The sequence below is a fragment of the Micromonospora sp. WMMD735 genome (assembly GCF_049178995.1).
Lineage (GTDB): Bacteria > Actinomycetota > Actinomycetes > Mycobacteriales > Micromonosporaceae > Micromonospora > Micromonospora wenchangensis.
Genome location: NZ_JBMHMJ010000002.1, coordinates 933289 through 959717 on the forward strand (window position 1 = coordinate 933289; position 26429 = coordinate 959717).

A 26429-nucleotide genomic window follows, 5' to 3' on the forward strand; every position below is an offset into this window, starting at 1 on the left:
CCCGATGCCCAAGCAGATCATCCTGGCCGCGCACTTCCCCGGCGTGAACAACACCACCGTGTGGAGCGACCCGGCCTCCGGCAGCCACATCGACTTCGCCTCCTTCGTCCACCTCGCCCGCACCGCCGAACGCGGCCTGTTCGACTTCTTCTTCCTGGCCGAGGGGCTGCGGCTGCGGGAACAGCGCGGCCGGATCCACGACCTGGACGTGGTGGGCCGGCCGGACACCCTCACCGTGCTGGCCGCGCTCGCCGCCGTCACCACCCACCTGGGGCTGGCCGGCACCCTGAACACCACCTTCCGGGAGCCGTACGAGCTGGCCCGGCAGTTGGCCACCCTGGACCACCTCAGCGCCGGACGGGCCGCCTGGAACGTGGTCACCACCTCCGACGCGTTCACCGGCGAGAACTTCCGCCGGGGCGGCTACCTCGACCGGTCGCTGCGCTACGAGCGGGCCGCCGAGTTCGTCCGGGTCGCCCGCCGGTTGTGGGAGTCGTGGCCGGCGGACGCCGTCGTCGGTGACCGTGCCACCGGCAGGTACGTCCGCGAGGCCGACCCGGGGGCCTTCGCCCACCACGGTGACCAGTTCGACATCGCCGGGCACTTCACCGTGCCGCGCAGCCCGCAACTGCACCCGGTGATCCTGCAGGCCGGCGACTCGCCCGAGGGCCGGGAGTTCGCCGCGTCCAGCGCCGACGCGATCTTCTCCCGACACGGCACCCTGGCCGAGGGGCGGGAGTTCTACCGGGACGTGAAGGCCCGGCTGGCCCGGTACGGCCGTACCCCGGACGACTTGAAGATCATTCCGGGGGTGACCTTCGTGCTCGGCGACACCGACGCCGAGGCCCGGGAACGCGCCCACCACATCCGCCGCCAGCAGGTCAGCCCACAGACCGCGATCCTGCTGCTGGAACAGCTGTGGAACCGGGACCTGTCCGGGTACGACCCGGACGGCCCGCTGCCGGCCGAGGACCCGGCCACCGACGCCGCCGCGGTCAGCCGGGGCCGGGCCGGCATGTACCCGGACCCGGTCGGCACCGCCCGGCGCTGGCGGGCGCTGGCGCAGGAGAAGCGGCTCGGCATCCGCGATCTGATCATCGAGGTCACCGGCCGGCAGTCGTTCGTCGGCACCCCGCAGCGGGTCGCCGAGCAGATGGACCACTTCGTGCAGTCCGACGCCGCCGACGGGTTCATCCTGGTGCCGCACCTGACCCCGGGCGGGCTCGACGAGTTCGTCGACCGGGTCGTCCCGCTGCTGCAGGAACGCGGCGTGTTCCGCACCGGGTACACCGGCACCACCCTGCGGGAGCACCTCGGCCTGCGGGCCGCCCGCCCGGTCACCCCGGTCGGTGCGGCATGACCGGCCCGCGCGCGTCGACGCCGGTCACCGTCTGCCGGCTGCGCCCCGACGACCCGGACGCGGTGACCCTGCGGGCCGCGATGACCGGGGAACTGCGCCAGCGGTACGCCGACCGCCCGCACGACCCGATCCACCTGCCCCCGGCACGGGTGTTCGCGCCGGGCTCGGTGGCCTGGACGGGGGTGGCCTACACCGCCGACGCCACCCCGGTCGGGCACGCCGCGTTGCGCTGGCACGGCTGCGACCTGGAACTCAAACGGATGTACGTGGTGCCCGCCCACCGGGGCAGGGGCGTCGCCGAGCTGCTCCTGGACGCCGCCCGGGAGGCCGCCGGGCAGCTCGGCGTGGGTCGGATCATCCTGCAGACCGGCGACCGGCAGCCCGACGCGGTCCGCCGCTACGAGCGCGCCGGCTACCGGCCGATCGCGGTCTTCCCGCCGTACGACGCGTTGCCCTACTCCCGGTGCTTCGCGCTGGTGATCCGGCCCGGCACCCGAGGCAAGGCCCCGGTTCCGGCATGAAGGTCCTGCTGGTCACGCTGATCACCCACCTGCCCGACCCGGTCACCGGGCGACGGCGGAGCACCACCGGACGGTTCCGGGAGGTGGTCGACACCGCCGTGCTCGCCGAGGAACTCGGTTTCGACGGCTTCGGCGTCGGCGAACGCCACGAACGCCCCTTCATCTCCTCCGCACCGCCTGTGGTGCTCAGCCACATCGCGGCCCGGACCCGCACCATCCGGCTGTTCACCGCGGTCACCACGCTGAGCCTGCTCGACCCGGTCCGCGCCTACGAGGACTACGCCACCCTCGACCACCTCTCCGACGGCCGGCTGGAACTGATCATCGGCAAGGGCAACGGCGCCACCCAGGCCCGGCTCTTCGGCGTCACCGCCGAGGACCAGTGGGACCGCAGCCGGGAGGGCTACGAGCTGTTCCGCCGGCTCTGGCGGGAGGAGCGGGTCACCTGGTCGGGCCGGTACCGGCCGGCGTTGACCGAGGCCGAGACCTGGCCCCGCCCGTTGCAGGAGACCATCCGGATCTGGCACGGCAGCGCCACCAGCCGGGAGTCGGTCGACCTGGCCGCCCGCCACGGCGATCCGATCTTCTCCGCCAACGTCGTCAACCCGATCGAGCCGTACGCGGAGCTGGTCCGGTACTACCGGCAACGGTGGGCGCACCACGGCTACGACCCGGCGGACGCCCTCGTCGGGGCCGGCACCGCCGGCTTCTACGCCGCCCGCACCTCACAGGAGGCGGTCGAGACGTACCGGCCGATCTTCGACGCCCGGGTCGCCGCATCCCGCCAGCTCGGCGTGGAGCCGGTCTTCCCCACCATCGAGGACGCCGTGGCCCGCAGCTCCCTGCTGGTGGGCAGCCCCCAGCAGATCGTCGACAAGGTGCTGCGCCAGCACGGGCAGCTCGGCCACGAGGTGATGCACCTGCGGGCCGACCAGGACGGCCTGACCGCCGGGGCGCACCGGCGCAGCCTGGAGCTGTTCCAGGCCGAGGTGGCGCCGGTGCTGCGCCGGGAGATCCCCAGCCGTCCCTTCCGTCCGCCGGCGTCCGCCGCCGAACCGCGCTGAGCAGAAACGGGGTCACCCATGCCATCGACCGCGCTGTCCGTGCTCGACCTGTCCCCGGTGCCCGCCGGTGGCACCGTCGCCGACGCGCTGCGGCACACCGTCGATCTGGCCCGCCGGGTCGAGCAGTTCGGCTACCGCCGCTACTGGGTGGCCGAACACCACCTGGCCGCCGGGGTGGCCAGCGCCGCGCCGGCCGTGCTGATCGGACAGGTCGCCGCGGCCACCAGCGTGCTGCGGGTCGGCTCCGGCGCGCTGCTGGTGGGGCACCGGACCGCCCTGTCGGTGGTGGAGGAGTTCGGCACCCTCGCCACCCTGCACCCGGGCCGTATCGACCTCGGCATCGGTCGGTCCGGACCGCCCCGCGCCGACGCCACCCGGGAACCCGCCCCGCCGCCGGCCGGGACCCGGGTGGTCGACGGGCTGCTGATCCCCGCCCCGTTCTCCTACGCCCACCTCGCCGCCGCACCCCGATACGCCCTCACCACCGCGTTGCTGCACCAGGCCGGCGCGCGACCGCAGGCGTTCGCCGGGCAGCTCGACGACATCCTCGCGCTGCTGCGCGGCGACTACCGGGACGCCGACGGCCTCGACGCGCACGCCGTGCCGGGGGAGGGGGCTGACCTGCAGGTGTGGTTGCTGGGCAGCAGCGGCGGGGAGAGCGCACAGCTCGCCGGGGCACGGGGCCTGCCCTTCGCCGCCAACTACCACGTCAGCCCCGCGGCGGTGCTCGACGCGGTCGGCGCGTACCGGGCGGCGTTCCGGCCGTCGGCGACGCTGGCGGAGCCGTACCTGGTGGTCTCCGCCGACGTGGTCGTCGCCGACACCGACGCCGAGGCGCGTCGGCTGGCCACCCCGTACGGGCACTGGGTACGCAGCATCCGCAGCGGTGCGGGCGCGATCCCGTACCCGAGCCCCGAGCAGGCCGCCGCCCTGCCGTGGACCGACGCCGACCGGCAGCTCGTCGCCGACCGGGTGGACACCCGGTTCGTCGGCGCGCCGGAGACGGTCGCCGAGCGGCTGCGCACCCTGCGGGACGTCACCGGCGCCGACGAGCTGCTGGTCACCACGATCACCCACGACCACGCCGACCGGGTGCGGTCCTACCAGCTGCTGGCGAAGGAGTGGGCCCAGTCCGGCGACGCCGGCCGGGCCCGGTAGCGGGCGGCCCGCCCACCCCGGCCCGGCCGGCGGCACGGATCGGGGGTGTCCGGGTCGGGGTGGCACGTCACGACGTCGTGCGCGGCGACGGGCGTCGGGTTCGTCCACCGCTGCGGCTTTCCCCGAGGTCGGGCTATATTGACGCAAGTCACTCACTGCTCTGGAGGTGCCTGACGTGAGAGTCCGTTCGATGGCGGCGGCGGCGGTCGTGGCGGGGCTGGCGGCCACCGGCGTCGGCACCGCCACGCTCGCCGGGGCCGCACCGGCCGACCCGGCGCCGGCCGCCACGACCCTGGCCGTCGGCGACTTCGACTTCACCCGCCCCCAGGTGGTCGCCACCGGCCTGACCGTGCCCTGGGGAATGGACTTCCTGCCCGACGGCAGCGCCCTGACCGCGCTGCGCAACTCCGGCCAGGTGGTACGGGTCCGTCCCGGGCAGGCGCCGGAGCAGGTGGCGCAGGTCTCCGGCGTGAACGCCAGCGGTGAGGGCGGCCTGCTCGGCCTCGCGGTCTCCCCGGGGTACGCCCAGGACGGCTACGTCTACGTCTACCTCACCACCACCACCGACAACCGGATCGTCCGGTTCCGGCTCAGCGCCCCGCAGAACCAGGAGCCGATCCTCACCGGCCTGGCCCGCTCCACCATCCACAACGGCGGACGGATCGCCTTCGGCCCGGACGGGATGCTCTACGCCGGGGTCGGTGACGCGGGGCAGACCGCCAACGCGCAGAACCCGCAGAGCCGCAACGGCAAGATCCTCCGGATGCGGCCGGACGGGTCCGCGCCGGCGGACAACCCGACGGCCGGCTCCCTGGTCTACAGCCTCGGGCACCGCAACGTGCAGGGCCTGACCTGGGACGCCCAGGGTCGGCTCTACGCCGCCGAGTTCGGGCAGAACACCTGGGACGAGGTCAACCTCATCGTGGCCGGCGGCAACTACGGCTGGCCCACGGTCGAGGGCCGGGCCAACGACCCCCGGTTCCGGGACCCGCTGCTGGTCTGGACGACCGCCGAGGCGTCCCCGAGTGGCGCGGCGGTCGCCGGCAACAGGCTCTTCGTCGCCGCCCTGCGCGGCACCCGGCTGTGGACCGTGCCGCTCACCGGCACCGGCGGGGTCGGCACCCCGACCGCCGAGCTGACCGGCGCCTACGGCCGCCTGCGCACCGTCGAGTACGGGCCGGACGGCTGGCTCTGGGTCACCACCAGCAACCGGGACGGGCGCGGCACCCCGGCGTCGACCGACGACCGCATCCTGCGCTTCCCGCCGAAGGACACCACCCCGCCCCCCACCACCCAGCCACCCACCACCCCGCCCCCGACGACGCCCCCACCCACCACGCCCCCACCCACGACGCCCCCGGCCACCACGCCCCCGCCCACGACGCCGGGCACCCCGCCGCCCGTCTCCTGCCGGGTCGTCTGGCAGCCCAACCAGTGGACCGGCGGGTTCACCGCCGAGGTGTCCATCACCAACCTGGGCTTCCCGGTCACCAGCTGGACGTTGACCTGGTCCTTCGCCGCCGACCAGCGGATCACCAACGCCTGGAACGCGCAGGTCACCCAGTCCGGTTCCGCAGTCACCGCCCGTAACGCCGCCTGGAACGGCAGCGTGCCGCAGAGCGGCACGGTCAGCTTCGGCGTCCAGGGCACCTCCGGCGCGAGCAACCCACGCCCGGCCGCGTTCCAGTTCAACGGGGGAGTCTGCCTGGTCCAGTGAGCCACGACGGGGCCGGTCCGGGGAACCCCGGACCGGCCGCCTCCGCCGTGCCACCCGGCCCGTCCGGGCGATGCGGTCGCGTCGTCGCCGACCTACCGGCGTCGGTCGAACCGGGGCAATGTGCCGGATTCGCCGACGCCGGCCGTCGTTCCGGTGGAGCCTGCGAGAGACGCGATCGCGCACGGCACGGCGGAACGGGGTGGTCGTGAATCGAAGGTTCGTCGGGCTGCTGCTGGTGACCAGCCTGGTGCCGATGATCGAGGCCACCGTGCTGGTCGCCCTCGGATTCCGGGCCGCCCAGGGCATCCCACCGCAGCTCACCGCCCTGTGGCCGTACGACACCTACCACGACCTGCGGTGGCTCTACGTCTACCACCGGTCGTGGTGGGAGTTCGCGCTCTGGCTGACCTACGTGCTGGTCGCCCGGGGCCTGTTCACCACCGGCCTGGTGCTGCTGGCCTGGCCGGTCGGGGTGCCCCGCCCGTCACTGGGCTGGCTGCTGCGCCGCAACGTCGTGCTCGGCGTGCTGGTCGGCGGGTTCGTCGCACCCTGGGCGGCGATCTCGGTGGCGGCGTCGGTGGTCGCCCTGTCCTGGGTGCTGCTGGCGTCGCTGCTGCCGATGTTCCTGCTCGCGCCGTTCCTGCAACGGGTGGCCGTGGTGGAGCACTGGTGGCGGGGGCTGCCGTCGATCTCGCTGGTCGGTTGGTCACTGCTGAACTTCGTGGTGCTGACCGTGGCCGGCGCGCTGTGCTGGGTGACGCCCGGCTGGTGGACGGTGCCCGTGGCCGGGGTGGCGGGGGCGCTCAACGGGGTGCTGTGGAACCGGACCGTACGGGCGGCGCTACTGCCCTCACGGGTGCGCTGGGCCCGGGTGCCGGTGACCCCGCTGGCGGCGCTGCTGGCCGTCGCCGTGCCGCTGGTCATCCCGCCGGTCACCGAGCTGGCCCCGGGCAACGAGCAGTGGATCAGGGCGGCGGTGCTGGAACGACCGCTGCCCGCCGCGGTCACCCACGCGGTGATCGTGCTCACCGGCTACGGCTCGGCCTACGGCGGCGAGCAGCCGTCCGACCCCCGGGTGCAGCGCTTCTCCTACCGGGGTCTCGACCCCGACGGGAGGCCGCTGCCGTACCGGTCGGCGGACACCACCCGGTCGATGGCGGACAGCGTGGCGCTGCTCACCAGGCAGGTGGAGCAGCTGCACCGGCGCACCGGGCGGCGGGTGGCGCTGATCGGGGAGAGCGAGGGGGCGATGGTGGCCCGCACCTATCTGGCCCGGCGGCACGACCCGACGGTCGACATCCTCGTCATGTTCAGCCCGCTGATCTACGCCGGCCGGGCCTACTACCCGCCCCCGCACCACGATGAGGGGTGGGGGGTGGTCACCGGCTGGCAACTGCGGGCCATCTTCGGGCTCGCCGACGTCGGCGGCGGCCCGGACGAGCCGTTCATCCGGTCGCTGCTCGACGACGCGCCGTTCTACCGCAACCAGCTGATGTGCCCCGTACCCGGGGTCCGGATGGTCGCCTTCCTGCCCACCGCCACGGCCACCGAGGCGCCACCGGGGGAGTACAGCCGGATTCCGGTCTACCAGATCCCCGGCGTGCACGGTGGCCTGCTGGACCGCAGGCTGCTCCAGGACCGGTTGATCGACTTCCTGACCGGCAAGCCGATCGCCCACACCCGGGCCGAGTACCCACTGATGCAGAGCTTCGCCGCCGCCTGGCAGGCGCCGCCGCTGCTGATCGCGGCGAACCCGGCCTGGGCGGGCAACCGGCAACCCGACCCGGCGTTCACCGGGAAGGTCTGCCTGCCGGCCCGCTGAGCGCCCGGCCGCCGTCACCCGCCGAGCAGCTGGACGACGACCAGCACGGCGACCAGGTCCGGGCCGCGCAGCACCTGACGGACCAGGTCCACGGGCACCATCGCGAACGGGGTGCTGACCATCGCCCCGCCGTACCGCATGGGTGGGCGGGTGCCGGCCCAGAAGGCGGCCGTCACGACCCCGAGCAGCAGCACCGCGTCGAGCGGTACGGGCACCGGCCGCAGCGCCGGCAGGGTGGCCAGATACCACACGGTGGCGCCGACGCCCGGCACGACGAGGTGCGTCAGCCGCAGCAGGGTGTCGTTGCCGCCCAGGGACCGCCGCAGGCCCGCCGACCGGCTCACCGCGCGCAGCCCGCCGGTGAGCCGACCGGTCGACAGGTACGCCAGGACCAGGTGCGCGGGACCCGCGACCGACGGCAGCGCCACCGCGACGGCGTACATGGCCAGCAGCGCCCCGGCCCAGCCGGCGAGGGCGCCCCGGCGGCGCGACATCCGGCGTACCTCCGCCTGCAGCAGCACCGCGAACCGGCCGCCGGCCCGCAACGGTCGGCGGCGTACCAGGCCGACCGCGCGCCACCGGCGGCTCTCCACCAGCGCGGCGAGCAGCGACGGGTCCAGCAGCACGGCGGCGGTGGTGGCGGCGTTGGCGAACTGCGCCCCCGTGGTCAGCGCCGCCCGGTCGACCCGGGGCAGCCGCCGGTACGCGTCGACGGTCGACGCCAGCGCCACCGGCAGCAGCACCAGGGCGACGACGGGGGTCAGCGGCACCGGCGGCAGCGGGAGGGACCACCCGGTGGCGTGCCCGAGCACCACCAGCACCGCGATCGTCGCCCCGGCGGCGGACAGGCCGACGCCGAGCCGGCCCGCCCAGCGGGGCGTGGGGGCCGTGCCCTGGGCGACCACGGCCCAGGCGGTCGCGGCGGCCCCGCAGGCGAGGCCGGCCGACGCCGCCCAGCCCAGGTCGGCGGGGCGGTCACGTCCACCGGCGTACGCGGCTGCCACCGCCAGCAGCCCGACACCGACGGTGCCGCCGCCGACCAGGCCGCCGAACCGGGGGAGTAGCCACGCCCGGCGGTCCACCGGGGAGCTGACCAGCCAGGTCTGGGCCGCCGGGGTGACCAGCAGCGGCCCGGTCAGCCGCAGGCCCCACCAGACGAGCCCGGCCGCCGCCGTCACGGCGGCCACGGCGATCCAGTACCTGTCACCCGGCTCGGTCCGGGTGACCTGCGGGGCCGCCAGGTGGTCGCGGATCGCGGCGACGGCGAACCAGCCGTACAGGGCGACGAACAGGACCACGACGTAGGCGTCGGTGAGCACCTCGCCCAGCGAACCGGGATGGTGGCGGCGGCGGGCCCGTCGCAGCCGGGCCCGCAGCTGCCGCGGGGTGGGCCCGACCACCGGTGGTGGGGAGGTCCTGGTCGACGTCACCTCAGCCGCCGATCTCGATCCGCCGGTCGGCGACCGCGTCGATCAGTTCGGTGTCGTGCGACGCCATCAGCACCGCGGTGCCGGCCGCCTTCTCCCGCAGCAGCCGCTGCGCCAGCCAGGCCCGGCCCCGGACGTCGAGGCGCTGCTCCGGCTCGTCGAGGACGAGCAACCGGCGCGGCCGCACGAAGCAGGAGGCGAGGGCGAGGCGGCGACGCTGCCCGCTGGACAGCGTCGCCGGAAGCTGGTCGCGGGCCGGTTCGAGAGTCAGCTCGGCGAGGACCTCCGCGACGGGTCCGGCGGTGCCGCCGTGGGCGTAGGCGAGCAGTTCGAGGTGTTCCGCGACGGACAGGTCGGGAAAGAAGTCGATGTCGTCGAGGGCGGCGGCGACCGCCGCGCGGACCCGGGGGTCGGTCTCGTCGCAGCGCCGGCCGTCGAGCAGGACCTCGCCCTCGTCCGGCCGGTCCGCCCCGACGACGCAGCGCAGCAGGGTGGTCTTGCCGGAGCCGTTGGGCCCGACGACGACGGCGACCTGACCCGCGTCGAGCTGGAAGCGCACGTCGTCGAGGACGACCAGCGCGCCGAACCGGCGGGTCAGCCCGCGTACGGCAAGGGTGCTCACGACCGCTTACTGTCGCACGCGGGCCGGTGCCCCTGCCGACCCGGCCCGCCGCGACGGTCAGCCCTTCACGGCGCCGATCAGCACGCCCTTGATGAAGTGCCGCTGGATGAACGGGTAGACCGCGACGATCGGGGCGACGGTGAGCACCACCACCGCCATCTTGATCGCCTCGGTCGGTGGCATGGACACCCCGGTGCTGCCGCCGGAGGTGTGCGGGGCCTGCCCGGCCAGCAGGTAGCTCTGCAGCACCCGCTGGATCGGGTACATGTCGTTGCGGTCGATGAACAGCAGCGCGTCGAACCAGACGTTCCAGTAGCTCACCGCGTAGAACAGCCCCACCACGGCGATCACCGCCCGGGACAGCGGCAGCACGATCCGCACCAGGGTACGGAAGTGGCTGGCCCCGTCGACCCGGGCGCTGTCCAGCAGCTCCTGCGGGATGCCCTGGAAGAAGCCCCGCACCACCACCAGGTTGAACACGCTGATCGCCGGCGGCAGGATCAGCGCCCAGATGGTGTCCTTGAGACCCAGCCCGGTCACCACCAGGTACTTCGGCACCAGCGGCGGGTAGACCAGGAACGGGATCAGGAAGTAGACCAGCAGCCAGCGGTAGCCCACCGAACGCGGCTGGGACAGCCCGTACGCGGCGAGCACGGTCACGGTCAACGCCAGCGCGCTGCCGATGACGGTGACCAGCGTGCTGATCCACAGCGCCCGGGTGACCGCCCCACCGGCGAAGATCGTCTCGTAGGCCGCGGTGTCGATGCCCCGGGGGACGACGACGATGCCACCGGCCTCGGCGAGGGTTTCCCGGGAGGACAGGCTGGTCACCAGGATCACCCAGAGCGGGAAGAGCACGCTGAGCACGAGCAGACCCAGGAAGGCGGCCTTGAGCCCTTGGCCGATCCGGGTCGGTGGCTCCTCCCAGACCGGCCGGCGGTCGCGCTCCGCGCGGGCCCTCGGTGCGACGGTCGTGGTCATTTCGAGTAGATCCCCCGTTCGCCGAGCAGGTGCGCGACCCGGTTGGCGGCCAGGATCAGGCCCAGCCCGATCGCGGCCTTGAACAGGCCGGCCGCCGCGCCGTAGCCGTAGTTCCCGGTGGCGATGGAGAAGTGGTAGACGAAGGTGTCGAGCACCTCGGCGGCCTGCCGGCCCACCGCGTCACGTTGCAGCAGGAACTGCTCGAAGCCGACCGAGAGCGCGTCGCCCAGCCGCAGGATGAGCAGCAGCACGATCACCGGGCGCAGGCCGGGCAGGGTGATGTGCCACAGCCGCCGCCACCGGCCGGCGCCGTCCGCCGCCGCCGCCTCGTAGAGGCTGGTGTCGATGGTGGACAGTGCGGCGAGGAAGACGATCGTGCCCCAGCCGACGTCCTTCCAGACCGCCTCGGCGGTGACCAGGATGATGAACGTGTCCGGGTTGGTCATCACGTTCCACGGCTGCATGCCGGCGTCGCGCATGGTCTGCGCGAGCAGGCCGGCGCCGCCGAGCATGGCGACGAAGAAGCTGACCACGAGCACCCAGCTGAAGAAGTGCGGCAGGTAGACGACGGTCTGCACGAAGCCGCGCCACCGGCTGGACAGCAGGTTGTGCAGCATGATCGCCAGGAAGATCGGCAGCGGGAAGAAGAAGACCAGCTGGAACGCGGTGATCGCCAGGGTGTTGCGCAGCGCGTCCCAGAACGCCGAGTCCTCGAACAACAGCTGGAACTGCCCGAAGCCGATCCAGTTGCTGTTCACGAACGCCTGCAACGGGTTGTCCCCCAGGTAGGGGTTGTAGTCCTGGAAGGCGATGACGTTGCCCAGGATCGGCAGGTAGCTGAAGACCAGCAGGACGAGGAACCCGGGCGTCACCATGACCAGCAGCTGCCAGTCCCGGGCGAGCCGGGTGCGCAACGGCACCCGGCGACCGCGGGCGGGACGGCGACTGCGGGCGGGACGGCGGCCGCGCCCCGCCCGGGTGGGCCCGTCGGGCCGGGTCCGCTCGGACCCGGCCGCGACGGTGGTGTCGCGAGTGGTCATCGCCCGGCCTTGGGCAGCGACTTGGCGAGCAGTTCCCGCGCTTCCTCGCCCCCGTTGGCCTTCCACTCCTGCACGATGGCGTCGATGTCGGACAGCGGCCGGCGGCCCCGCAGCATGTCGGTGATCTTGTCCTCGGCGGGCACCTGGTTGGCCTTGTACGCGGCCGGCATCTCCAGCTTCACCCCGTCCCAGGGGTCCTTCTCCAGGTACTTCACCATGGCGTTGGAGTAGTTCAGGAGGTCCGGCACGTAGTTCGGCGTCTCCGGGTACGGGCCGATGGTGGGGTTGCGACCGCTGATGAAGAAGTACTGGTTGGCGATCTCCTTGAACGCCAGGTCGGTCTTGACCGGCCCGTTCGGCGTGCTGGTGTGGTGCTTGCCCGCCACTCCGTAGTCACGCAGCTGCGCCTCCTGCGAGCCGAGCGGCGCGGAGCACCAGTTCATGATCCGCAGCAGTTCCTCGACCCGCTCCTTGCCGACGCCCTTCTTGACGAAGGTGAAGGAGATCGGCTCGTCGTCGCCCCAGACCAGGGGGTCGCCGCCGGTGGCCGAGAAGACCGGCACCGGCTGGATGTTCAGCTTGGGGTTGACCTTCTGGTGCTCGGCCTGGGCGCCCTGCCAGAAGCCCACGCCGTTGCGGGTGAAGACGATCGCGCCGTTCTTGGCGAACAGTTGGGCGCTGTCCGCGCCCTTGCTGGCGATGATCTCGGGGTGGACCAGACCGTCCTTGTAGATCTTGGCCATCACCTCGACGGCCTGCCGGTACTCCGGGGTCTCGTACTTGAACTCCGGGGTCCCGTCGGCCTTCAGCCGCCAGCCCTGCTTGGAGGCCGGCACCTTGTGGTACATCTGGATCATGTCGAAGACGTTGTCGAACGCCCACACCTTCTTGGCCGGGTCGGTGACCTGCTTGGCCACGGTGAGCAGGTCGTCGAGCGACGCCGGCACCGCCAGCCCGCGCGCGTCGAGCAGGTCCTTGCGGGTGAACAACGCCCAGGGGAACGGCCCGTCGGTCGGGTTGGGCACGGCCATCAGCCGCTCGTTCCACAGCGAGTTGCGCCAGGCGCCGGTGGGGAACGAGGCCAGCATCGGGTAGGCGTTGGCCGCGTCGCCCTTGAGGTGGTCGGTGAGGTCCTCGAAGAGCACCTTGATCGCCTCGGAGAAGCGCGGGATCTTGTCCACCTCCCAGGCCGGCACGCAGAGCAGCTCCGGGACGTCCCGCGCGCCGAGCATCGCGTTGAGTTTGTCGGCGTAGGTGTTGCCGTCCTGGATGGTGAAGTTGACCGGGGTGCCCAGCTCGGCGTTCACCGCCTGGAGGTAGGCACTCTGCGCCGCCCCGGGCGGGGCCGGACCCCACGCGGGGGTCATCGCGGTGACCTCCTTGCCGCTGGTGCCCGGCCGCTCGGTGATCGCGTCGACCAGCGAGGTCGGGTACTTCGTGTAGCCGTCGGGCACCGGGCGGGTGCCGATGATGTCGGGCTTGATGCTCTGGGCGAGGTCCTTGCGCGTCGGCAGCAGGTTGGCGTAGGAGTCCAGGTTCTGCGCGGCGCCGGAGCCGGCCGGCTTCTCGGAGCACCCGGCGAGCAGGGGGCCGCCGGCGATGGCGGCCGTGCCGAGGCCGACCAGGCCGAGGAAGTGGCGGCGCGAGGCCTTCGAGCCGGGTTGCTGGGGTGTCATCGGTCCCCCCTTGGAAAGGGCTGGTGGTGGATTCGCAGGTGGAGGTGGAGCTAGTTGGTCTGGATGTTAAACAAACTAATGGACGGCGGGAGATTCCGACAAGAGGCATCGACGCCTGCCGTGCCGACCGGCGACCGGCCGCCCGCGCCGGGCGACCGTCGCGCCGGACCGCCCCGGGCATCCCGTGCGGACCCCGTACCGGCTGCGTAGGCTGCCCGGATGAGCGCACCGTCCCGCATCCTGGTCTACGGGGTGTACGGCGCGGGCAAGTCCACACTCGCCGCGCGGCTGGCCGACCGGCTGGGACTGCCCTGGCACCCCGTCGACGACCTGCTGTGGCTGCCCGGCTGGGTCGAGGTGCCGGTGGCCCAGCAACGCGACCGGATCACGCAGATCTGCCGGGGCGAACGGTGGATCATCGACGGGGCCTACCACGGATGGCGGGACGTACCGCTGGCCCGCGCCGACCTGGTCGTCGCCCTGGACTACCCGCGCTGGCGGTCCTTCGGGCGGTTGCTGCGCCGTACCGTCAGCCGGTTGGTGACCGGCGAGGTGATCTGCAACGGCAACCGGGAGACGCTCGGCAGCGTACTGTCCCGGGACTCGATCCTGGTCTGGCACGTCGGCGCGTTCGGCCGGGCCCGCCGCCGGATGCGGGCCTGGCAGGCCGATCCCACCGGACCACCCGTGCTGCGCTTCGACTCCCCGACGGAACTGGACCGCTGGGTGGCCGGCCTGCCCCGGCGGTGAGCGCGGCCCACCCGCGCCCCTGCCGGGGTCAGCCCTGCGGCGCGGGGCCGTTGTCGACGAACCGGAACACGGTGGTCAGCGGGGCGTCGCCCAGCTCCTCGAGGATCAGTCCGCGACGGCTGGAGTACTGCAGGTACGCCGAGTTGTTGCTGATGGCGTAGGTCCGCTGACCGCCCGCCGTGCCGTCGACGGCGATCGAGAACAGCTGCCGCGGCTCCGTCGGCGCGCACGGGGCCCCCGCCACGGTGAGCGGCTGGGAACCCGACGACCGGACCTGCCAGCAGGCCAGGTCGCCGTCGGCGTCCGGTTCGGCGGTGCGGACCAGGTAGGTGCCGGAACCCTGGGGCACGAAGACGAACAGCGACCGGCCCTCGTCGCCGTCGACCTCGCCGAGGCGGCCGTCGTCGAGCAGGGACACCGCACCCTCCGCCGCTGCGGACCGGACCAGGGCGAACCGGCGCTGCCCGAGCCGCAACGGATCGGCGGACGCCGAACCCCGCGTCGTATCCTGTGTGGCACCCGTCGACCCGGACGTCGGCCCGCCGGTGGCCGGGGTACGCGGAGTCGGCCCGGTGGACGGGGTGGCCGTGGGCGGCGCCGACGTCGTGGCGGGCGGACCGACGGGCAGGGTGGCCTGCGGCGGCCCTGCCAGGCGGGCCACGGCGAAACCGGCCCCCAGCGCCCCCAGCACCACGACCCCCACCGCGGCCGTCGCGACGTGCCGCCGTCGACGCCTGCGGTCGCCCCGCCGACGGACCTCGGCGACCGTGGCGAGCCGAGCGGTCTGCCCGGCGTGCCGGGCCAGCCCCCGCAGGGCGTCGTCGAGCATGTCGTCAGACCCCATGGCCCCTCCCCGCCGTCGTCTGGTGTTCGTCCCCGCTCAGGTACCCGGCCAGGCCCCGGCGGCCCCGGGCCAGCCGGGTCTTGACGGTGTTCGGATTCGCCCGGGTCTCCACGGCGATCTCGGCCACGCTGAGGCCGACCAGATGGTGCAGCACGATGGCCCGGCGCTGCTCGCTGGGGATGCGCCGCAACGCCTCGACCAGCACGACATGATCGACCGAGACGGCATCGACCTGCTGGGCGACCGCCTCCCGGCGGTGGGCCCGCACCCGGTTCACCGTCTTGCGCCAGGCGCTCACCGCGATCCGGTACGCCACCTTGCGCACCCACGCCTCGGGGCTGTCGCACTCCCGCACCGTCGACCAGCGGCTCCAGGCGCGGGCGTACGCCTCGGCCACCGCGTCCTCGGCCTCGGTACGGCTGCTGACCATCGCGTACACCTGCCCCAGCACCCGCTGGGCCGACGAGGCGTAGAACGCGTCGAACTCCTCGGCGTCACGCATCGATCACGCTCTCCACCCACCCGCTCGCCTCTGGTGCCGTCCCCGCCTGCGGACAGCCCGCCCGGCCCCGCCCGACCCTGTCACGCCCCGTTCCGGTCGGGTCGGCCGGGGCACGACCCCGACCGACCCGACCGGTCCACCGTCACCGACCGGCCGGTGCCGGCCCATTGTCGGTGAACCGGAAACTGCTCGTCGGCGGGGCGTCACCCAACTCCTCGAGGATGAGGCCGGAGCGCGCGGAGGTCCGCAGGAACGCCCCGGCGCTGCTGATCAGGTACGACGGCGTGCTGCCGGCCGCCGCGAAGATCTCGAACTGCTGGCGCGCGTCGTCGGTCCGGCAGGTGGCGGCCTGCACCACCAGCGGCTGGCTGTTGCCGGGATTATGCACCCGCCAGCACAGCGGGCCGGCACTGGTCCGGGCGTACGCCTTGATCAGGTACTTCCCACCGCCCAGCGGGGTCGGCACGAACAGCTGCCGCCCCTGGTCGTCGTCGACCTCGGCCAGCCGCCCGGAGTCGGTCAGCGACAGGCCGCCCTCGAACGAACCGACCCGGACGATCGTGTACTGCCGGGTGCCGGTGAACCCGCGCGGGGCGGAACTCTTCTGCGGCGGGCTGGCGGACAGCCCCACCGCCACGGCCGCCGGCTTGCGCTGCGGCTCGGCCGGGGGCGCGTCGGCACCGGGTCGCGCCTGGGCGCAGGCCGCCATCGTGCCGGCCAGGGCCAGCAACCCGACGCCCGCGAGCCATCGTTTCGTCGACATCGTCCGCTCCTTCTGGTGGGGGATCGCGATCGGCGTACCGGCCCGGCGGTCGCCGCCCGTACCCGACTCACCCCTCAGGACGTCCGGCACCGCCCCCGGGTTTCACCACCCGCCACGATCTTTTTCGTCAGCGGCGACCGGACCGCAGCATCCCTCACCCGGCGGGAGTACCTTCGGCGGATGCCCGACCTGGTCGCCCCCACCGCCCGGCTGCGTGCCGCTTGGCAGGAAGCGCACGCGGAGTGGGGGCCGGGGCAGCACGAGGACGGTTTCGGACTGCACCCCTGCGACGACGTGGACTCGCCGGCCGGGTTCGCTGCGTGGCTGGCACGACTGACGCCGCCGTCGGACCGGCCCGTGGCCCCCGACGACACCTACGCGTACCGCTGGATCGTCGAGCGGGAGCCGGGGCGGGTGCGGGTGCTCGGTGGGATCGCCCTGCGCCCCGACTGCGACGAGCAGGCACCCTGGGCCGGCCACCTCGGGTACGGCATCCGTCCCTCCGCCCGCCGCCGGGGGCTGGCCACCTGGGCGGTACGACGGATGATGGACGAGGCGCGGCTACTCGGTCGGGAACGGCTGCTGGTCGTCTGCGCTACCGACAACGTCGCCTCCGCACGGACGATCGAGCGGTGCGGCGGCCTCTTCGAAGGCATCGGGGACACCCGGTTCGGCCCCACCCGACGCTACCGGCTCCCGCTGCGCGGGTAGGACCTATTCACGACGGGCCGGACCGGTGACCGGGGATGGGCCGTGTCCGATCGGGGAGTTTGGGATGCTGGGCCGGTCCGGTTACCGACCCGAAGGGACCCTTCCGATGGCAAAGGTCATCTCCACGCTGTTCATCTCGGCCGACGGCGTGGCCGAGATCGACCCCGACTGGCACTTCCCGTACTTCGACGACAACATGGGGCGGGCCGTCAGCGCGGACTACGACGCCGCCGACGTGCTCCTGTTCGGCCGGGAGACCTACGACAGCTTCGCCGGGGCGTGGCCCGACCGGGAGGCCGCCGGTGGCGACGACGCGCCCTTCGCCAAGCAGCTCGGCGACCTGCGTAAGGTGGTCGTCACGCGGCAGGCGAGGGAGCTGCCCTGGCGTAACTCCGAGGTGCTCGACGGCGATCTCGTCGACGTCGTCACCGCGCTGCGCGACGACCCCGGTGTCGGCGGTGTCCTCATCCCCGGCTCGATCTCCGTGGTGCAGCAGCTGCTCGCCGCCGGGCTCGTCGACGAACTGCGGCTGCTGGTGCATCCGGTGGCGGCGCGCAAGGGCCGCAGATTGTTCGACGACGGGGACGCCCCGTACCACCTGCGGGTGACCACGACCGAGGTGTACCCGACGGGGGTGATCCGGGTGATCTACGCGCCGACCGACGCCCCGGCGGCGGCCGGCTACGACGACGCCAAGGAGCAGTTGGCGGCCGGGGAGTAGCCCTGCCGGCGGAGCCGTCCCGCCGTGACGCGTGGCGGGTGGGCCCCGGGTCAGCCGGTGACGTCGGGCGGGCGCGGGTCCAGTTCGGCGGCGGTGACGGCACCCCGCGCCCGCAACCAGCCGACCAGTTCGGTGGCACCGCGCCGGACGGCCGCGTCCAGGGCGGTGCGGTGCTCCCACGGCGGCACCCGGTTGAGCCGCGCGCCGCGCGTCCACAGGTACCCGGCGCAGGACTGCCGCCCGCCGTGGCACGCACCCCAGAACGCCCAGTCCAGCTCGTCGGTCGACGGCGGGGCGTCGCCGGTGCAGGCCCGCTCCACCCGGTCGTGCAGGCCGAGCGTCGCCGCGTCGACGAGGGTGGTGCGGGCGCCCCGGACGACCAACCGGTACGCCACCCGCCACTGGGCGAAGGCCCGCGCATTCGAAAGCGGCGTGCCGCCGGCGATCACGCTGCCGGGAGCTTCGATGTCGGCACCGGCGTCCAACAGGGCGTCGACGACGTCCACGTCGTCGCAGCTGGCCGCCCAGTGCAGCGGGGTCTCCCGGTGCGGCCCGGCGAACCGGGCGTCGACGTCGGCACCGGCGGCGACCAGCGCGGCGACGGTGCCGGCACCGCGCGGGAACCGGCCCGGCCAGTCGGTGACCACGTGCAGCAGGGTACGGACCCCGCCGACCCGGTCGACGATGCGCCCGGCGGCCAACCCCGGGTGCGCGCCGAGCAGCGACCGCAACCGGGCGAGGTCACCGTCGCGGATCGCCCCGGTCACCGCGACCGCCAGCGGATCGTCGGCAGCGAGCAGCAGCGGATCACCGGTCATCTGCGCGACCCTACCCGCAGCCGGTTGCCGTGCCCCGCCGCCCGGGTAGGTCGGGGTCAGGACCAAGTCTCGCCGCCACCGGCCCGCACCGCCACCTTGTTCGCCGGAGGCGGACCGGCCGGTCATGGTGCATGCCGGTCTCCGGGCCCGACCGGGGCGGTGAACCGGAGCTGCCACCGGGGGCCGTAGCGGCTGAGGCGCACCACCGCCAGGGGGGTGACGTCCAGCCGGGGCAGGGCGGCCATCGGCAGGTCGAGCGCGTGCACGATCGCCACCCGGACCACCATCGGATGGGTCACCGCGACGATCCGCCGGCCCGGCCCGAGCCGGTCGTCGAGCCAGCCGGCGACCCGGTCGCGCAGCGCGGCGAGGGACTCCCCGCCGTGCGGTGCCGCCTCGGGTTTCTCCCACCACTGGCGCAGCGCCCCGGGTTCCCGTGCCCCGACGTCGGTCAGGCTGCGTCCGGCCCAGCCGGCGTAGTCGCAGTCGGCCAGGGCGGCCTCGACGGTGGGCCGTAACCCGAGGGCGTACGCGGTCTGCACCGCTGCGGTGGCCGGGCTGGTCAGGCAGGTGTCCACCGTGCCCAGTGGCCCGGTCCGCCCGTGGTCGGCCAGGGCGAGGGCGGCCCGTCGACCGCCCTCGTCCAGGTCGTCGTCGCCCGCGCCGAACACCGCCCGCCGCAGCGCGCCGGTGTGGGCGTGGGCGACCAGCCGCAGGCTGGTCGAGGTCACCGACGGGCCGGCGTGGCCTGACCGGACAGTGGCTCGCCGGCCCGGTCGTCGGGGCGTGAGCCTCCGGGACGTCGGCTCATCAGGGCGCTGAACAGCAGACCGACGGCGACCCAGAGCACCACCTGGGTGCCGAGCGACGCCAGCCGGAAGTTCCACAGCAGCGTTGCCGGGAAGTCGTCCGGGACCTCCTGGAAGGACGGCAGGACGACGTACCCGACGCCGGCGACCAGGATGAATCCGCCGAGGGCGGCGCCGTACCGTTGCCAGGGCGGCGCGTCGGCGCGGACCGACCGGTAGCCGAGCGTGCCCGCCCAGACGGCCACCAGGCCGAGCACCACCAACGCCAGGTAGGCGACGGTGCGCTGGTCGATGGTGTCGGGGTTGCCGACCGCCGGGGGATTGGCCGGGTACTTCCCGAACGGCACGAGCACCACGCCGAGCAGGGCGCCGCCGGCCAGCAGCAACGCCGACCGGCCGTCGTCGGCGGCCGGGAAACGTCGGCGCAGCAGCACGAACGCGGTCGCGAGCAGGCCGCCCATCGCCGTCCCGAACAGGCCGGTGGCCAGGAACAGGCCGAACCGCTGCCCGTCCCGGCCGACCAGGTCCTCGGCGTGGTGGTCGTCGGCCACCGGCCCGGTGTGGGTGGCGGCCTCCTCGATCGCGATGGCCGCGTCGATGCGCGGCTCACCGACGAGGTAGCCGAAACCGCCCGCGAGCAGGCCGGCGACGAGGCCGGCGAGGAGCCCGCGGATCAGGACGGTGACGAAGGTGGGTGGGTTGTGGGCAGGGGTCAGTGGCACGGGACACCGAGCAGGTGCCGGCCGTCGTGCATCAGCTCGTGCAGGAACATGCCGCTGCGCGAGACCGCACCCTGGTCGAACGCGACCAGGTAGGTGAGCAGCAGGAGTACGCCGACGACGGCCAGGGCCGCCCACCACAGACGGGCGGACCCGACGGGGTGTACCAGCGGCTGGGCAGGAGTGGGACTCGACATGGGATTCGAACCTTCCCGGGGATGACGCGTCCCCATCGCAAGGCTGCGGACGACCGAGCGTCCTGGCTCGCGGACCCGTCGACGACGGAACCGCTCACAGTGGCGCGACCGCGCCGGATTCCCACCGGCTTACCTCGCGACGCCGCAGATAGTGGTTCGACCGTAACGGCGCGACCCCCGGCCGGTCAATCGTCGCCCCGGGAATGTGACGTGCCGGCCGGGCGTCGGCACGTCATCCGCCGGCCGACACGGGGGAGTCGGGGGCGGTGCCCCGGCGGCGTCGTCGGGCCACCGCGCCCAGGGTGACGTCGACGACGAGGAAGGCGAGGAGACTCGACCCGAGCAGGGGCAGTGCCCAGCCGACCGCCGCCACCACCGGTACGCCGACCAGCACCGCCCACCAGGGCAGTCCCCGGACGCCGCCCCGGGGCGGCGCGGTGCCGGTGCGGGCCCGCCGGTCCGCCCGGGTGGGCCGGCGCTGCCACCACATCCGGTAGCCCCAGACGATGACGCAGAGCAGCCCGAGGGCCAGCGCGGCGAGCAGGATCTGGTTGACCGGGCCGAGGAGCACCCCCATGTGGGCCTGGATGCCGAGTCCACTGAGCTGGGCCAGCACCGGCCAGTCGGCGAAGTCGCTGCGGGCGGTGACCGTGCCCGTGGTGGGGTCGACGGCGACGCGGTCCTTGGCGACCGGCCAGGTGTTGTCGACCTGGGTGACCGTCCAGGCCGAGCCCGGCGCGCCGGGGGCGATCTCGACCGGGCCGGCCAGTCCGGCCGTCCGGGCGGCGGTCAGCACCCGGTCGAAGGCGGCCGACTCGACCACCCCGCCGGCCCCGGCGGCGCCGTGGTGGCCGCCGCCGGTGTCGGTCGGGACCGGTCCGGCGGCGAGGGCGGTGGACAGCTGCGGGGCGCGGGCGTCGAGCGCGTCGAGACCGGCGCCGAAGTTCGCCCCGGCGTACCGGGACCAGGTCAACCCGGTGGCCGAGAGGAACAGCAGGCCGACGGTGAGCCAGATCCCGGTGGTGGCGTGCCAGCTCCGGGTCCGACGTACCCCGCGGGCGGCGGTCAGGTCCGGGACGAGCAGGTGCCGCGCGGTGGCCCGGGAGGCCCGGCGGCGACGCCACCACAGCACCACCCCGCCGAGCGCGAGCACCCACAGCCAGCTCGCGGCCAGCTCCGAGTAGTGCCGGCCGACCGCGCCCAGGTGCAGGTTGCGGTGCAGGTCGTCCAGCCAGGTGGTGGCCGGTGTGGACCCGAACCAGGTGGTGAGCTGCCCCTGCACCCGGCCGGTGTACGGGTCGACGTACACGGTGTGCTGCCGGTCCGCCAGCTCCGGCACGGTGAACACCACCCGCGTGGTGCGGTCGCCGGTGCCGGGCTGCACCGCGCTGACGCTGCCCTCCGGGTGGGCGTTGCGGGCCGCCCCGACCTGGTCGGCCACCGGAACGGGGCGCTCACCCACCTGCGTCACGGTCAACCGGTCGCCGTAGAGCGCCGCGTCCACCTGCGGGGCCACCGTGTAGGCGAGCCCGGTCAACGCGGCGACCACCAGGAACGGTGCGACCAGGACGCCGGCGTAGAAGTGCAGCCGCAGCAGCAGCGCGCCGAACGGGGACCCGCCCCGGGCCGGGCGGGCGGCTGGGGCGGCGGACGGCGCGGATTCCGGCCTCGGCGGGTCGGACAACTCAGTGACAGACATATGCATCCGATCGAATGTGTCGGGAGGTACCCGATGGTCGCCCGTGCCTTGGCTGATGGGCCGCCGTCCGTGCGGTCGGCGTCACCCGGTGAGGTAGTCGCAGCGGACGTCCCGGCGGTTCCCGGCACATGTCCGGACAGGGCCGCGACGTCACCGGTCCACAGGGGAGCGGGCGTCCCGGCGGCCTGCCGGACCGGTTCTGCGGGCCGCGACCGCCTGCGGCCCAGCGGCGGCGGGTGGCCTCAGGGGCGCGACGACCGGCGTCGCCGACGTAGCACGGCCGCCGCCCCCAGCAGGACGACCAACGCGCTGCCGGCGACGCCGACGACGGCGACCCAGCCGTCGCGCCCCGACGCGACCGCGGCGGTCGACGGGCCGGGCGGCTCGGGGGACGGCGGGGCGGCCGGACCGGCCGGGTCCGCCACGGTGAACGGGTACGACCCCTGTACCGGGTGCCCGTCGGCGGAGACCACCCGGTACGCGACGGTGTACGTCCCGTTGGGCAGGGGAGCGGTCACCCGGACGTTTCCCGTCGCGCCGGAGACCACCGGATCGCCGGTGGGGACACGTCGTTTCGTCCCGTCGGTGAGCACGATGGTGGTGAGTGTCGGGTCGAGCCGCGCCATGAACTCCAGCGTGATCTCGGTGGGTGCGCGGGTCAGCGTCGCGTCCCGGGCCGGCGAGGCGGACCGCAGTCCGTTGTGCCCCCGGGCCGGCGTGGCGGCGACGATCAGGGTCAGGACGCCGGCCAGCAGTACGGCGACGAACCGGCCGGCGGCCCGGAGCCAGGGTGACATGGTCGTCATCGGCCGGCTCAGCCCAGCACCTGCTGGCCGATCCACCCGTCGGGCGGGCAGCCGGGCGGGACGGCGAAGACGGCGGATCCGATCGGCGTGGTCCACTCGTTGAGCAGGTCCCGGTCGGCGAGTCGACGTTGGATGGGCAGGAACTGGGCGGTGACGTCGGCCTGGTACGAGGCGAAGATCAGGCCACTGTCGGCGTGCCCCTGCGGAGAGGGCACACCGTCGTAGTTGTACGGGCGGCGCAGGATCTTCAACCGGTCGTCGGTGACCCGGGCCCGGGTGAGGTGGGAGAAGTCGGGGATGACGGTGAGCCCGTCGTCGCCGACGGCGGCGAAGTCGGGTTCGTCGTGTTCGCCGGTGCCGGTGAGCGGGGCGCCGGTGTCGAGCCGCCGGCCGACGGCGAGTTCCCGGTCGGTACGGCCGAGCAGGTCCCAGGTCTCCAGGTTCATGCTGATCCGGCGGACCACCAGGGTGGTGCTGTCGCGCAGCCAGTCCGGTCCGTCGGGCACCCAGACGGCGGTGTCCAACGCGCTGCCGGGACGGGGGTTGGCGGTGCCGTCGAGCTGGCCGAACAGGTTGCGTTGGGTGTGCCCGGCGGGCTCGACGCCGGGGCTGCGCCGGAAGCCCTGCTGCACCCACGCGACGGTGGCGAAGGGCCGGCTGTCCTTCACCAGCACCCGCTGGGCGTGGGCGACGGTGACCGCGTCGTCGGCGCAGATCTGCACCAGCAGGTCCCCGCCGGACCAGGCCGGTCGGAGCCGGTCGATCCGCAACGCCGGCAGGTCGGCCACCGACGCGGGCCGCCGGTCGTCGACGCCCGCGGCCCGGTACAGGCCGGGTCCGAAACCGAAGGTCACGGTCAGCCGCGCCGGCAGCAGTCCGAGTTCGGCCTCGGTGTCGGCCAACGCCGGCCGGCCCTGGGTGAGCCGGGCCGCGTCGTCGCTGAGCAGCCGCAGCAGCCGGCCCAGCGCCGCCCGGTCGGTTCCCGGTCGCAGGGTGAACGCGACGAACGCGGCGTGGGCCTGCGGTTCGGTGGTCACCCCCGCCTGCCGGGGCCCGTGGAACGGCTCGACCAGGCCCCCGACGGCCGCCACCGGACTCGGCTGCGGCGCGGCCGGCCCGCCGGTCGGCCCGTCCCGCCCGGCGACGACCACCGCACCGCCGGCCAGCGCGCCGCCCGCGGCCAGCGCCCCGCCGGCGAGCAGGCCGCGCCGGCTCACCGCACGCACGTCCGGGTGTCCGGTCACGAGGTCGGGCCGCTCGTCGGCTGTCCACCCGGGACCGGCTGACCGCTCATGGTCGGCTGACCCTTCATGGTCGGCTCGGGCGCGCCGTGGCCGGGGGCGTAGCTCTCCTGCGCCCCGGTGAACGGCTTGGCCACGGCGGTGAACTGCTGGGTCCGGCCGTCGGCGAAGGTGAGGGTCACGGTGACCTGGTCGCCGGCCCGCACTGGCCGGCGCAGGTCCATCAACATCAGGTGGTCGCCGCCGGGCTCCAACACGTGGGTGCCCTTCGCCCTGATCACGACGCCGCCCTGCTTCTGCCGCATGACCATCGTGCCGTCCTTCGTGGTCATCTCGTGCAGTTCCAGTACGGACACCTCGGTGGTGGCGCCGGTGAGCGTGACGTCGGCGTCGCTGTCGTTGACCAGGGTCCCGAAGGCCGCCGTCATGCCCTTGTCGGCCGCCTTCACCCACGGGTCGCGGATGGTGATCACCCCGGCGGACGCGCTCGCCGGTGCCGAGGCGCCCGACGGGGTGCCCGACGCCGGGTCGGCCGGGCCGCAGCCGGCGGGGCCGACGGCCAGCAGGGCGGCGGTGGCGGCGGCGAAGACGACTGACGCGCGTCGATTCGTGCCGAGTGGACCGGTGGGACGCATGGGTTTTCCTCCGTTGTGCCGATGCTCTGTCCCGTTGGTCGGTCACCGGTCACCGATAGTTCCGGCCGGTCGGGATCGTGCCCTTCCGGGTGACCGGATCGTCCCGCCGGGCGGGACGCGCCGTCGGCCGCCGCCCGGCGGGCGCGGGGACGGCGGACCGGGCGACGTCCGGCTCAGGCGGCCGACCGGTCGCGGGTCCGCGCCGAGCCCGCGTACGGCGGCAGCAGGCGCACCGTCGGAGCGGCGGCGGGCACGTCGTCCGTACGCAGCCGCCAGGCGGGCCGGTCTGCCCGGCCCCGCCCCGCCGGGCCGTCCGGCCGCAGCCGGGGCCGGGACAGCGCGACCACGATCAGGTAGCCGGTGACCAGGAACCCGTGACTGACCAGCCGGGTCGGCTCCACCCGGCCGGTGACCAGGTCGTTGGCCGAGAGCAGCACGAGCGCGCCGACGAAGGCGCTCAACATCGGCAGCAGCCCTCCGGTCGGGGCGCGCCGGGCGGCCACGAAGAGGAAACCCGCGCCGACCGCGATGTTCCACGCGGCCGACTCGTGCCACAGGTGCCCGGAGGCCAGCGTGTCGAGCGCGCCGTGGGCGTGCCCGGCGGCCGGGCCCCGGCCGACCTGGGCCAGCCCGAGCACCAGTTGCAGGGCGCCGATGAGGGCCAGCCCGGTGCGCAGGACCGGCACCAGCCGGTCCCGCAGCCGGCGGGGCGCGGGGAGCGCGGCCAGCACGACGTCGACGAGATCCGGGTCGGCCGCCGCGCCCTCCGGCTCCGACCCTGCCGTGGCCGCGGTCGTCGACCGCAGGCGGCCGGGCCGGTCGACGGTCGGGTCGCGGCGGTCGGTGGCGGAGAGCGTCAGGCGGGACCGTCGGGTCACCGTCGCGGCCCGGTCACACCACAGCCGGCAGCCCGCGCACCCGTCCAGGTGCGCGTCCGCCGCGATCCGCTCGGCGGGGGTCTCCTCGCCGTCCAACTGTGCCGACAGGATCTCCCGCCACTGCTCACACCCCATGTACGGGTAGTCGGCCGGCAGGGTGTGGTGGTTCCCGTGGGTCCCCGGGGCACGGTCGCGGCCCGGGGGCGACGGTCAGCCGGCGGCGCTTCCCGGCCGGCGGCGGATCGCCCGGGGGTTCCCCTCGACCGCCGCGACGAGATCCTCGCGGGCCCGGGCGACCCGGGAGCGGATGGTGCCGACCGGGCAGCCGCACACCTCGGCCGCCTCGGCGTAGGACAGGCCGAGGACCTGGGTGGCGACGAACGCCTCCCGACGGTCGGCGGCCAGGGCCAGCAGCAGGTCGTTGAGGACCACCTCGCCGTCGAAGCCGCTGCCCCGGGTGTCCGGCGTGTCGTGCCACTCGGACAGCGGCACCGTCCGCGGACGCGAGGTGGCCGCCCGGACGTGGTCGACGGCGGTCCGGCGGGCGATGCCGAGCAGCCACGTGCGGGCCGAGGAACGGGCGGCGAACGACGGCAGCGAGCGCATCGCCCGCAGGTACGTCTCCTGGGTGAGGTCGTCGGCCTCGGCCGGGCTGATCAGGTGCGCGACGAACCGTCGTACGTGCTGCTGGGTCGCCCGGATGAAGCGGGCCGCGGCCTCCCGGTCACCCCGACCGGCGGCCAGCGCCCACGCGGTGATCTCCGCGTCGTCGTCGCCCACCTGCCACCTCCGTGTCCGGTTCTGCCGTCTGTCGTGCTCCGTCGTCGTCCGTCAACGGTAACGACGAGGTGTAGTAGGTCCCGGGTGAGCGTACGGCATACCCGGCGTCGTCCCCGCCCACTGGTACGGACGGGAGGCGTCGGCGGATCATCCGTACCGTGGTCGGAA

Annotated in this window: 27 protein-coding genes, 1 pseudogene and 1 riboswitch; of the genes and pseudogenes, 10 read left to right on the forward strand and 18 right to left on the reverse strand. The window is 74.2% G+C overall.

Features of this window, described 5'->3' with window-relative positions; genetic code table 11:
* Nucleotides 1-4 precede the first annotated feature (4 nt).
* The 7 genes and pseudogenes from ACN268_RS04095 to ACN268_RS04125 all read left to right on the forward strand — a co-directional run bounded on the left by ACN268_RS04095 (nt 5) and on the right by ACN268_RS04125 (nt 7642).
* The gene (locus ACN268_RS04095; RefSeq protein ID WP_421481795.1) at nt 5-1360 is read left to right on the forward strand and encodes an NtaA/DmoA family FMN-dependent monooxygenase; all 1356 of its coding nucleotides are present in this window, start codon (nt 5-7) and stop codon (nt 1358-1360) included.
* A complete protein-coding gene (locus ACN268_RS04100; RefSeq protein ID WP_421481796.1) occupies nt 1357-1881 on the forward strand; it encodes a GNAT family N-acetyltransferase in 525 nt (174 codons plus the stop codon). Before ACN268_RS04095 ends, ACN268_RS04100 begins: the two co-directional genes overlap by 4 nt.
* Complete coding sequence (locus ACN268_RS04105; RefSeq protein ID WP_421481797.1) at nt 1878-2945, forward strand: LLM class flavin-dependent oxidoreductase; 1068 nt, start codon at nt 1878-1880, stop codon at nt 2943-2945. The genes ACN268_RS04100 and ACN268_RS04105 overlap by 4 nt, the downstream gene beginning before the upstream one ends.
* Nucleotides 2946-2963: 18 nt before the next feature.
* On the forward strand, nt 2964-4103 hold the full coding sequence (locus tag ACN268_RS04110) for an MsnO8 family LLM class oxidoreductase (protein WP_421481798.1): 1140 nt from the start codon (nt 2964-2966) through the stop codon (nt 4101-4103).
* Between the two features lie 190 nt (nt 4104-4293).
* Nucleotides 4294-5361 (forward strand): annotated as a pseudogene (locus ACN268_RS04115) (PQQ-dependent sugar dehydrogenase); the annotation flags it as partial.
* Complete coding sequence (locus ACN268_RS04120) at nt 5356-5820, forward strand: cellulose binding domain-containing protein (RefSeq protein WP_421486801.1); 465 nt, start codon at nt 5356-5358, stop codon at nt 5818-5820. The pseudogene ACN268_RS04115 and the gene ACN268_RS04120, both read left to right, overlap by 6 nt.
* Nucleotides 5821-5938: 118 nt before the next feature.
* On the forward strand, nt 5939-7642 hold the full coding sequence (locus tag ACN268_RS04125) for a hypothetical protein (RefSeq protein ID WP_421481799.1): 1704 nt from the start codon (nt 5939-5941) through the stop codon (nt 7640-7642).
* 14 nt (nt 7643-7656) lie between these two features.
* Here ACN268_RS04125 and ACN268_RS04130 read toward each other — a convergent pair whose 3' ends face one another.
* Genes ACN268_RS04130 through ACN268_RS04150 form a run of 5 tightly spaced genes read right to left on the reverse strand, consistent with a single transcriptional unit; the run spans nt 7657 to nt 13388 of the window.
* Nucleotides 7657-9072, reverse strand: coding sequence for a DUF6297 family protein (locus tag ACN268_RS04130; protein ID WP_421481800.1), 1416 nt, complete (start codon nt 9070-9072; stop codon nt 7657-7659).
* Nucleotide 9073: 1 nt separating this feature from the next.
* Nucleotides 9074-9691: an ABC transporter ATP-binding protein gene (locus ACN268_RS04135; RefSeq protein WP_421481801.1), complete on the reverse strand. Its 618-nt coding sequence runs from the start codon at nt 9689-9691 to the stop codon at nt 9074-9076.
* 57 nt (nt 9692-9748) lie between these two features.
* Complete coding sequence (locus ACN268_RS04140) at nt 9749-10672, reverse strand: carbohydrate ABC transporter permease (RefSeq protein WP_421481803.1); 924 nt, start codon at nt 10670-10672, stop codon at nt 9749-9751.
* Nucleotides 10669-11712 (reverse strand): ABC transporter permease, encoded by a 1044-nt coding sequence (locus ACN268_RS04145; protein WP_421481804.1) that lies wholly within the window; start codon nt 11710-11712, stop codon nt 10669-10671. Before ACN268_RS04145 ends, ACN268_RS04140 begins: the two co-directional genes overlap by 4 nt.
* Nucleotides 11709-13388 (reverse strand): extracellular solute-binding protein, encoded by a 1680-nt coding sequence (locus tag ACN268_RS04150; protein WP_421481805.1) that lies wholly within the window; start codon nt 13386-13388, stop codon nt 11709-11711. Before ACN268_RS04150 ends, ACN268_RS04145 begins: the two co-directional genes overlap by 4 nt.
* Nucleotides 13389-13607: 219 nt before the next feature.
* On the opposite strand from ACN268_RS04150, the gene ACN268_RS04155 reads away from it, so the two are divergent.
* On the forward strand, nt 13608-14138 hold the full coding sequence (locus ACN268_RS04155) for an adenylate kinase (protein WP_421481806.1): 531 nt from the start codon (nt 13608-13610) through the stop codon (nt 14136-14138).
* Nucleotides 14139-14166: 28 nt separating this feature from the next.
* Here the strand turns inward: ACN268_RS04155 and ACN268_RS04160 are convergent, their stop codons facing one another.
* The 3 genes from ACN268_RS04160 to ACN268_RS04170 form a co-directional block, all read right to left on the reverse strand.
* Entirely contained in the window at nt 14167-14982 is an 816-nt protein-coding gene (locus ACN268_RS04160; RefSeq protein ID WP_421481807.1) for a hypothetical protein, read from the reverse strand.
* The gene (locus ACN268_RS04165) at nt 14972-15484 is read right to left on the reverse strand and encodes an RNA polymerase sigma factor (RefSeq protein ID WP_421481808.1); all 513 of its coding nucleotides are present in this window, start codon (nt 15482-15484) and stop codon (nt 14972-14974) included. Before ACN268_RS04165 ends, ACN268_RS04160 begins: the two co-directional genes overlap by 11 nt.
* A gap of 142 nt (nt 15485-15626) precedes the next feature.
* Nucleotides 15627-16247, reverse strand: a complete 621-nt coding sequence (locus tag ACN268_RS04170; RefSeq protein WP_421481809.1) for a hypothetical protein — start codon at nt 16245-16247, stop codon at nt 15627-15629.
* A gap of 180 nt (nt 16248-16427) precedes the next feature.
* On the opposite strand from ACN268_RS04170, the gene ACN268_RS04175 reads away from it, so the two are divergent.
* Together ACN268_RS04175 and ACN268_RS04180 are read left to right on the forward strand one after the other, a co-directional pair.
* A complete protein-coding gene (locus ACN268_RS04175; protein WP_421481810.1) occupies nt 16428-16958 on the forward strand; it encodes a GNAT family N-acetyltransferase in 531 nt (176 codons plus the stop codon).
* Nucleotides 16959-17064: 106 nt separating this feature from the next.
* Entirely contained in the window at nt 17065-17679 is a 615-nt protein-coding gene (locus ACN268_RS04180; RefSeq protein ID WP_421481811.1) for a dihydrofolate reductase family protein, read from the forward strand.
* Between the two features lie 50 nt (nt 17680-17729).
* On the opposite strand, the gene ACN268_RS04185 is transcribed toward ACN268_RS04180, so the two are convergent.
* From ACN268_RS04185 to ACN268_RS04230, 10 genes are all read right to left on the reverse strand, one after another.
* On the reverse strand, nt 17730-18497 hold the full coding sequence (locus ACN268_RS04185) for an ankyrin repeat domain-containing protein (protein WP_421481812.1): 768 nt from the start codon (nt 18495-18497) through the stop codon (nt 17730-17732).
* 122 nt (nt 18498-18619) lie between these two features.
* Nucleotides 18620-19228, reverse strand: coding sequence for a histidine phosphatase family protein (locus ACN268_RS04190; RefSeq protein ID WP_421481813.1), 609 nt, complete (start codon nt 19226-19228; stop codon nt 18620-18622).
* On the reverse strand, nt 19225-20028 hold the full coding sequence (locus tag ACN268_RS04195; RefSeq protein WP_421481814.1) for a CbtA family protein: 804 nt from the start codon (nt 20026-20028) through the stop codon (nt 19225-19227). Before ACN268_RS04195 ends, ACN268_RS04190 begins: the two co-directional genes overlap by 4 nt.
* Nucleotides 20019-20222: a CbtB domain-containing protein gene (locus ACN268_RS04200; RefSeq protein WP_088644932.1), complete on the reverse strand. Its 204-nt coding sequence runs from the start codon at nt 20220-20222 to the stop codon at nt 20019-20021. The genes ACN268_RS04195 and ACN268_RS04200 overlap by 10 nt, the downstream gene beginning before the upstream one ends.
* Before the next feature lie 60 nt (nt 20223-20282).
* Nucleotides 20283-20351: riboswitch (cobalamin riboswitch) on the reverse strand.
* 103 nt (nt 20352-20454) lie between these two features.
* Complete coding sequence (locus tag ACN268_RS04205) at nt 20455-21927, reverse strand: PepSY-associated TM helix domain-containing protein (protein WP_421481815.1); 1473 nt, start codon at nt 21925-21927, stop codon at nt 20455-20457.
* 236 nt (nt 21928-22163) lie between these two features.
* Complete coding sequence (locus tag ACN268_RS04210) at nt 22164-22718, reverse strand: copper resistance CopC family protein (RefSeq protein ID WP_421486802.1); 555 nt, start codon at nt 22716-22718, stop codon at nt 22164-22166.
* Nucleotides 22719-22735: 17 nt separating this feature from the next.
* On the reverse strand, nt 22736-23944 hold the full coding sequence (locus ACN268_RS04215) for a Dyp-type peroxidase (protein ID WP_421481816.1): 1209 nt from the start codon (nt 23942-23944) through the stop codon (nt 22736-22738).
* A 23-nt stretch (nt 23945-23967) separates the two neighbouring features.
* Entirely contained in the window at nt 23968-24603 is a 636-nt protein-coding gene (locus ACN268_RS04220) for a copper chaperone PCu(A)C (RefSeq protein WP_421481818.1), read from the reverse strand.
* A 173-nt stretch (nt 24604-24776) separates the two neighbouring features.
* Complete coding sequence (locus ACN268_RS04225) at nt 24777-25616, reverse strand: zf-HC2 domain-containing protein (RefSeq protein ID WP_421481819.1); 840 nt, start codon at nt 25614-25616, stop codon at nt 24777-24779.
* Between the two features lie 75 nt (nt 25617-25691).
* Entirely contained in the window at nt 25692-26261 is a 570-nt protein-coding gene (locus ACN268_RS04230) for a sigma-70 family RNA polymerase sigma factor (RefSeq protein WP_421481820.1), read from the reverse strand.
* Nucleotides 26262-26429: the final 168 nt, after the last annotated feature.

Coding starts and splice junctions, on each gene's coding strand:
- ACN268_RS04095 (WP_421481795.1), top strand. CDS start 5: ATGCCCAAGCAGATCATCCTGGCCGCGCACTTCCCCGGCGTGAACAAC.
- ACN268_RS04100 (WP_421481796.1), top strand. CDS start 1,357: ATGACCGGCCCGCGCGCGTCGACGCCGGTCACCGTCTGCCGGCTGCGC.
- ACN268_RS04105 (WP_421481797.1), top strand. CDS start 1,878: ATGAAGGTCCTGCTGGTCACGCTGATCACCCACCTGCCCGACCCGGTC.
- ACN268_RS04110 (WP_421481798.1), top strand. CDS start 2,964: ATGCCATCGACCGCGCTGTCCGTGCTCGACCTGTCCCCGGTGCCCGCC.
- ACN268_RS04125 (WP_421481799.1), top strand. CDS start 5,939: ATGTGCCGGATTCGCCGACGCCGGCCGTCGTTCCGGTGGAGCCTGCGA.
- ACN268_RS04140 (WP_421481803.1), bottom strand. CDS start 10,672: ATGACCACGACCGTCGCACCGAGGGCCCGCGCGGAGCGCGACCGCCGG.
- ACN268_RS04145 (WP_421481804.1), bottom strand. CDS start 11,712: ATGACCACTCGCGACACCACCGTCGCGGCCGGGTCCGAGCGGACCCGG.
- ACN268_RS04150 (WP_421481805.1), bottom strand. CDS start 13,388: ATGACACCCCAGCAACCCGGCTCGAAGGCCTCGCGCCGCCACTTCCTC.
- ACN268_RS04155 (WP_421481806.1), top strand. CDS start 13,608: ATGAGCGCACCGTCCCGCATCCTGGTCTACGGGGTGTACGGCGCGGGC.
- ACN268_RS04160 (WP_421481807.1), bottom strand. CDS start 14,982: ATGGGGTCTGACGACATGCTCGACGACGCCCTGCGGGGGCTGGCCCGG.
- ACN268_RS04165 (WP_421481808.1), bottom strand. CDS start 15,484: ATGCGTGACGCCGAGGAGTTCGACGCGTTCTACGCCTCGTCGGCCCAG.
- ACN268_RS04170 (WP_421481809.1), bottom strand. CDS start 16,247: ATGTCGACGAAACGATGGCTCGCGGGCGTCGGGTTGCTGGCCCTGGCC.
- ACN268_RS04175 (WP_421481810.1), top strand. CDS start 16,428: ATGCCCGACCTGGTCGCCCCCACCGCCCGGCTGCGTGCCGCTTGGCAG.
- ACN268_RS04180 (WP_421481811.1), top strand. CDS start 17,065: ATGGCAAAGGTCATCTCCACGCTGTTCATCTCGGCCGACGGCGTGGCC.
- ACN268_RS04185 (WP_421481812.1), bottom strand. CDS start 18,497: ATGACCGGTGATCCGCTGCTGCTCGCTGCCGACGATCCGCTGGCGGTC.
- ACN268_RS04200 (WP_088644932.1), bottom strand. CDS start 20,222: ATGTCGAGTCCCACTCCTGCCCAGCCGCTGGTACACCCCGTCGGGTCC.
- ACN268_RS04205 (WP_421481815.1), bottom strand. CDS start 21,927: ATGCATATGTCTGTCACTGAGTTGTCCGACCCGCCGAGGCCGGAATCC.
- ACN268_RS04210 (WP_421486802.1), bottom strand. CDS start 22,718: ATGTCACCCTGGCTCCGGGCCGCCGGCCGGTTCGTCGCCGTACTGCTG.
- ACN268_RS04220 (WP_421481818.1), bottom strand. CDS start 24,603: ATGCGTCCCACCGGTCCACTCGGCACGAATCGACGCGCGTCAGTCGTC.
- ACN268_RS04225 (WP_421481819.1), bottom strand. CDS start 25,616: ATGGGGTGTGAGCAGTGGCGGGAGATCCTGTCGGCACAGTTGGACGGC.